Source organism: Methanomicrobium sp. (assembly GCF_055145805.1).
Genome location: NZ_JBSREC010000032.1, coordinates 1 through 6,636 on the forward strand (window position 1 = coordinate 1; position 6,636 = coordinate 6,636).

Below are 6,636 nucleotides of genomic sequence, written 5' to 3' on the forward strand. Positions count from 1 at the left end.
CATCAGTGCACAGCTTTTCGGGCAGTGCATAACCGTCATAGCATCGGTTATCTGTGCAGTTACAGAGACCGCACCGGCAAAAGCACAACCTATGAGCGGCTTTTTGTTTTTGACAGAGTTTGAGATGCATTTTTTCTCCATAACTCTTATTTCTGAAAGCCTGAATTTATCCGCAGGAATTTTCTCATTTCTCATCAGAACGGTGTTTTCGAGCTCTTCATCACTCAGCGGCAGTGCCGGATACAAAAAACCTTTTTCTGACTCCAGATTTTTCATATGCTCTGCAAGTTTGCAGAACAGTCCGGCCTCATCTGAATCAGGGTACTTCTCAATTAAAGTGCATCCGTCTTTTTCCGCATCCGCAAAGATCTCACTTCTAGGCACACTTACAATAACCGGAAGTTTTACCGCTTTTGAAAATCTTGCCACACGCTCGTCCTCTTCCAAAAGTCCGCGTGCATTGTAAATTATTCCGGCAACCCTGTTCTTTGTTTCAGTAAACTGCCTGATTCCTCTGAGAATGTTGTTGGCTGCATAAATGGCCATAAATTCTCCGGATGTTACGATGTATATTGCATCGGCATATTCGCGTCTTATGGGAACGCTGAATCCACCGCAGACAACATCTCCCAGGACATCATAAAGGGTTATATCAAAAAGCGATGATTTTATGCCAAGTTCTTCTAGAAGCTCAAATGTGCTGATAATCCCTCTGCCAGCACAGCCTACTCCGGGCTTAGGCCCTCCTGCCTCGACGCATGCGACATTTCCATAGCCCTTATAAATAATATCCTCGGGATTCCTGTCAGCAGGGAGGATATCCCTGATATAATCCAGAGCGGTTACCGGTATTTTCCCTCCAAGAAGAAGCCTTGTTGAATCATGTTTGGGATCGCATCCTATTTGAAGAACGCTGTGACCATTCTTTGCGAATGCGGCAGATACATTTGCGGAGATTGTGGATTTTCCGATTCCTCCCTTGCCATAGACAGCGATTTTAATTGAGATCATCCCCTGCAGCAGGATATAAATGTGAGATATTTTCAACGAGTTTGCTTATGCTCTCGCACCTGTTCTCACCGCCCGTATGAGTCAGGAGCCATGCAGGTTTATCCCCGTTCTTTTCAAGAGTCAGGAAAATATCAGATTCGCCACCGTTTGCTGGAGTAAACCCAATTCGCTCAAGTGCACATAATGTCCAGATGCGTTCGACAGATTCAGCTCCTGTAAAGGTAAAAGTACCTTTTTTCTGTACAGGAATTGTAAATTCCCCCTTTATAGAATCAAAACTGACGCCCTCAATCTCAAAAGCAGAGCCAAAAATTCCGGATAATATCAAATCTTCGGGAACACCTGAGATCATTTTGCCGTTTTTGTCAATTATCCAGAGCTGATCAGCACAGCGGATTGCCAGATTCAGATCATGGGTTGAGAGAAGAATCGATTTTCCTGTTTTTTGCGCCACATTTCTTAGAATACGCATTGTTTCAATCTTATGCGGCAGATCCAGAAAGGCTGTTGGCTCATCAAGAACCATCATCTCAGGCTCCTGTGCAAGTGCACGGGCAATCATTACTTTTTGCCGTTCCCCGTCACTCATTTCATGCATGAAGCGGCGGGTGAGATTTCCTGCACCAACCGACTTTAAAGCAGATGTCACAATCAGGTTGTCTGACTCTGAAAGTCTCCCTGCCCAGTTAGTATAGGGAAAGCGTCCAAGGGCCACAATATCATAAGCAGTGAGATAGCCTGCCGAAACAGGATTTGTAAGTACAACACTCAGTGTTTTTGCCTTCTCATCTGAACTATGATCTTCTATTCTTTTATTGCACAGCCAGACTTCCCCATCTATTGCCGGCTGAATTCCGGTAATAGTTCTGATAAGAGTGGATTTGCCTGAACCGTTAGGACCGATAAGGCATACCAGCTCTCCGCGGTTTAAGGTAAGATTCAGATTTTTTGAAATCTCTTTTGCAGCGGATTTCTGGCTATTGTATCCTATTGTCAGGTTTTTGCATATAAGAATGGGGCTTTGGTTCATGTTGTAACCCCTCTTCCGAATTTGGTTCCCCTGACAATCACCCATATAACAACCGGTGCTCCGAAAAGGGCGGTTATTGCATTGAGAGGCAGTACAATGTCTGTTCCGGGGAAATGCGAGATGATGTCAGTGCAAAGTGAGATAATTCCTCCAACAATTATACACGCCGGAACAAGAATACGGTGATCTGCCGTTACAAAAAGGGCTCTGCATAAATGTGGAACAGCAATCCCTAAAAATCCGACTGGTCCGCAGAAGGCAGTGACAGCTCCTGCCATTAGAGCTGTGTTTGCAATGATAATGGTTCTTGTTCGTTTGAAATTCATTCCCATACTTTCTGCATATTGTTCTCCTAGTAACAATGCGTTTAGAGATTTTACTGAACATAACGAAATCAAAAAACCTGCCATAAGAAGTACTGTCATCACAGGGATTTGTCCCCAGGTAACACCTGAAAAACTGCCAAATGTCCATGCGGTATAGGAATGCATGCTTGATTCGTCTGAAAATTGCAACAAAATTGTTACGAGGGCACTGCTAATGTATGCAACCATTATTCCAAGAATCAATATTGTGATGTTACTTTGAATTTTTGATGAAATTGCAAGAATCAGTGCCAGAACTGCAAAAGATCCACAAATTGCGGCAACAGAGATGCTTAAATCACCAATGAAACCGAATGTCTGAAATATTACACCAACGCCTGCCGCTCCTGCAGAGAGCATGACAAGAGCAACACCAAGACTTGCACCTGAGCTTATACCCAGAATGTATGGATCTGCAAGTGGATTTCTAAAAAAAGTTTGCATTAAAAGACCTGCAAGAGCAAGAGCTCCGCCTGCAAATATTGCAGTAATAGCTTTTGGAAGTCTCCAGGCCCAGAAGATGTTTTGCCATGTTTCTTTGACTTCTCCTCCTGTGATTATGTTAAAAAAAGCATCTAATGGTATGTTTACTGATCCTGTTAAAAGATCCAGCGTGAAAAGCAATATCAGAACTCCGAAAATCAGCGGAATTAAAAGAATAGTTCTCTTAAAGCTGTCGCCGGTTTCATCAGCAGAAAGATTCATTTAAATCCTCCTGAATTGTTGTCTGCAAGATTTTTGTAATAATAAAGATTATGTCTGTCAAGAAGTCCCGGATGAAGTATTTCTACAAGATCGGCAAGTATTACGTCAGGATTTAATATTGCGGACTGCCAGTAATCATTACCTCCAAAATCGTTTACTCTTGCATTATAATTATAAACATTTCCTGATTTTAATGCTTTAAATTTTGAATAACGGGAATCCATTGCTAAAATATCTTCAATCGAATTGCCTGATCCGGTATTCAGCCAGAAATCCGCATCATATGCTTTTTCATATATGGATTCAAAATCAAGTGAAATACTTCCTGTTTCAGGCCCTTTTGTGATAATATAATCTCCACCGGCATCTCTGAATAATTTTGCAACATAGCTTTCACCGCCTGGTGCATACCATGTACCCTGATAGTCAATTCCGGCAAAAACAGTTGGTTTGTCTGAAATATCTCTTGTAATGTTTTTAATTTGAGTATAATTATTTTTAATTATCTCAAAGACCCCATTTGCAGTTTCTTCTTTGTTATAAAAATATGCAAAAAATTTTATCCATTCTGCACGCCCAAGAGGAGTGTTTTCCATCCAGTCAGAAACTATTGCAGGTCTTAGACCTGCTTCTTCGAGTTTACCCCGATTGTCATATTCATCTGTATTACTTGCAGAACAAAATACAATTTCCGGCTCCAGTTCAATCATCTGTTCAATTTTAAGTTGACTTTCCATTGAAAGAGCACCACTTCCGATTTCAGCAAGTGAGCCATTTTGAAAGCGCTTTTGAAAATCTTCATCAAAAATTAAATTAATTCCATTGTGTCCTTTAATTGAGGATATTTCTCCTAATTCTTTTATATGTGGGAGTTGTGTTGTAGAAAGTGTAATTACTGATTCAACCGGGATTGAGACTACTTTGTAATTATCATACCCTTTGGGAATTTCTTCTCCTTTTTGAACAAGGAGATATTTCAAATCTTTTGCTGTTCTGCCCCAGGGATCTTTTATAGTAACAACTTTGTAGGTATTGTGGTATTCAACAGAGTAGCCTTTGGCATATTCTGGATATGCCTTGTCTGTGAAAAGATCTTTTGCATCCGGGTTTTCTTCAGGGATTTTTACATTCGAATGACTTTCTTCTGTATTATCAGCAAAAACAGCAATTCCTGCTGTAAAAATGGCAGCAAGTATCAACACAGCCAAAACAATGTATATTGATTTTATTTTGTATTTCTTAAACATAACACTCACTTCCGCTGTATTCTCTTTCCTTTATGCGACTGGTACTGAAACAAAAATGCAATGATTTTAGCCATAAACTAAATCCTCAAAAACCAATTTTTATGCACCAGGAACTAATTCTTATCCAGTTTTCAATAATAGTCATTTTTTCGTCAATGAGATGTTCAAAATCAGGCTGATTTTTTACAGCTATCATTTCGGGAAGTGTTTTCATAACTGAGTAAGCTGCATTTTTTCCTGATTTTTCAGGGATAAGACCCCAGTTTATCTCATCAATAATGTGCAGAAGTGAAGTTGTCATTGCAACCACAGACGGATTTTTTGAAAATTCGCGAAGATTTTCTATGAAAACAGGTTTTTTGTTCTCTCCTTCGATTAAAGCCGCGGTCTCCCAGTATTTGTCCTCGTTTATTCCAAATCTGTTAAGTCTGACAAGCATATCTCTCTGTGTCAGAGGGTTTAAGCAGGTTTGCTTGTCAAGTGCTTCTGTTGTTGCATCAATAATGCAAAGAGCGACAAGTTCGCCAAGTTTCGAATGTTTTCCTGCCCAGGTCAGAACATTTGGACTACTCATATTTGAGATAACTGATATCTGATCTGTACCTGAACCCGTTGCAATTCCGTTTGAATATCTGCTTGGCGCCATAAGCTGCTGTATTGCAACTGTCTTTGCCTCAGTTGCGGTCATTATAACTCGTGTAAGAGCATGTGCGGGCAGATATGAGCTTAAAATTAAAAAAGTATTGATTGTTCCGCCGACATAAACAGTACTTCCATTCTCTTCATGCCAGTTTGCCGGGTCGCCTGCACGTCCTCCGTTTACTTCTATTCCTGCGGTAACTATTGCTGTAACCTCAAGATCCCTGAAAGTTCTAGTGCTTATGGCAGCGTTCTTCATCTTTGCGGCTGTCATCATCGCAGCTGTCTTTTCAGGATTCAGACCCAGCCTTTTTGACTGGATTTTTATATATTCTTCAACACTTCCACCTTCAAGGTCATGACCGCAGTGACCTCTTGTCGGATTAGGCTCATGATTAAAAATAGCTTCGAGATTTTCCTGATACCCTCCGTTTATGTATGATGTTGTAATTGAATTTCTGTTAGGAGGAAGTTTTACGACAACCGAATTTTCCGATCTGTAAACTTTTTCTCCACCTGATGTTTCAAAAATCAGTTTAAGGTCTTTTTTTGAGTCTGTTGTATAACTTGTCAATTTAGAAGAACACCTCTTGTTGTAATAATGATATTGACATTTATAATTAAAAATAATTTGTCTTTAGTAAAATTTAGTTTTCAACAAGATGTATGTAATGAGAAAAGAATATCAATTTATATGCTTAATCAGCCATTACTGGTTTTTATTTTGAAAAGAAAAATGATTGAATAATAATTTTCAGGATTATTTTAAAAACCCATGTGATGAAGCTGCATCTTTAAGTCTTCCGGCAAATATTTCGATTATTTCATCGTATTCACCAAGGGCTTTGTCATCAACAGATACAGCATATCCTTTGGACTCAAGGGCCTTTTTCCATGAATCCGGATTGGTTTCTCCTGCTATCTCAAGAGATGCATGAATTCCGGAGACTAATGCAAAGGGTGCAAGTCTCACCTTTTTGGCATTCATATGCTCCAGACGTCTGGTTATCTTTTCAACTCCCGGATAGCCTCCGACTCCTCCGATAACAACCTTTCCCGACTTACATACATCGTCCATCACCATCTGCATCTGACAGAGTGATGTATCAGCGCCGCCTTCGGATGTAGGTGCAACAAGTATGAGGACTTCATCATCAGAGAGTGACTTTCCATAAATTCCGTTGACAGCCTCTGCAACCTCAAAATAATCCTCAGTCCTCATTAGAAGAGGCCTTGCAACCAAAATTCCGTCAAATCCTATAGCACCATGAGCGCCGGCAAGGTCATTTAATGAGGAAATTATCCGGTATAATTCATGATAGCCCATTCCTGGTGTGAGATAAATGGGGAGAACTACTATCTGTGAATGTCCTTTATCCAAAAGTTTGGTCATTGCCGCAAGCGGACCTGATACTTCTTCACCACTTTCTTTTAGAACAAGTCTTACTGCTTCATAATTAAATGAAAATTCAACTTCTGCTTTTGGATATGCCTCTCTTGCAAGTTTCATACATTTTTCTACAACTAAACGGCCTTCTTTCCTTGTTGTACCCATTGCAACAACAAGGACTGCACCATGGCTCTCAATTTTTTTTCCATGTCCTTTCATTAGTATCATCTCTTAGTTAATTTTATAAGC

6 protein-coding genes are annotated in these 6,636 nt (G+C 40.1%); all 6 read right to left on the reverse strand.

Annotation, left to right across the window (positions count from 1 at the left end; translation table 11 throughout):
• Positions 1 to 1,011, reverse strand: a 1,011-nt coding sequence (locus tag ACTB1O_RS02340) for a nucleotide-binding protein (RefSeq protein WP_462993530.1), incomplete at its 3' end; no start/stop codon positions are given.
• Complete coding sequence (locus tag ACTB1O_RS02345) at positions 998 to 2,041, reverse strand: ABC transporter ATP-binding protein (RefSeq protein WP_462993531.1); 1,044 nt, start codon at positions 2,039 to 2,041, stop codon at positions 998 to 1,000. The genes ACTB1O_RS02345 and ACTB1O_RS02340, both read right to left, overlap by 14 nt.
• On the reverse strand, positions 2,038 to 3,111 hold the full coding sequence (locus tag ACTB1O_RS02350) for an iron ABC transporter permease (RefSeq protein ID WP_278100164.1): 1,074 nt from the start codon (positions 3,109 to 3,111) through the stop codon (positions 2,038 to 2,040). The genes ACTB1O_RS02345 and ACTB1O_RS02350 overlap by 4 nt, the downstream gene beginning before the upstream one ends.
• The gene (locus tag ACTB1O_RS02355; protein WP_462993532.1) at positions 3,108 to 4,358 is read right to left on the reverse strand and encodes an ABC transporter substrate-binding protein; all 1,251 of its coding nucleotides are present in this window, start codon (positions 4,356 to 4,358) and stop codon (positions 3,108 to 3,110) included. The genes ACTB1O_RS02350 and ACTB1O_RS02355 overlap by 4 nt, the downstream gene beginning before the upstream one ends.
• Positions 4,359 to 4,443: 85 nt before the next feature.
• Entirely contained in the window at positions 4,444 to 5,571 is a 1,128-nt protein-coding gene (locus tag ACTB1O_RS02360; protein WP_462993533.1) for an adenosylcobinamide amidohydrolase, read from the reverse strand.
• 186 nt (positions 5,572 to 5,757) lie between these two features.
• Positions 5,758 to 6,606, reverse strand: coding sequence for a sirohydrochlorin cobaltochelatase (locus ACTB1O_RS02365; RefSeq protein ID WP_462993534.1), 849 nt, complete (start codon positions 6,604 to 6,606; stop codon positions 5,758 to 5,760).
• Positions 6,607 to 6,636 lie beyond the last annotated feature (30 nt).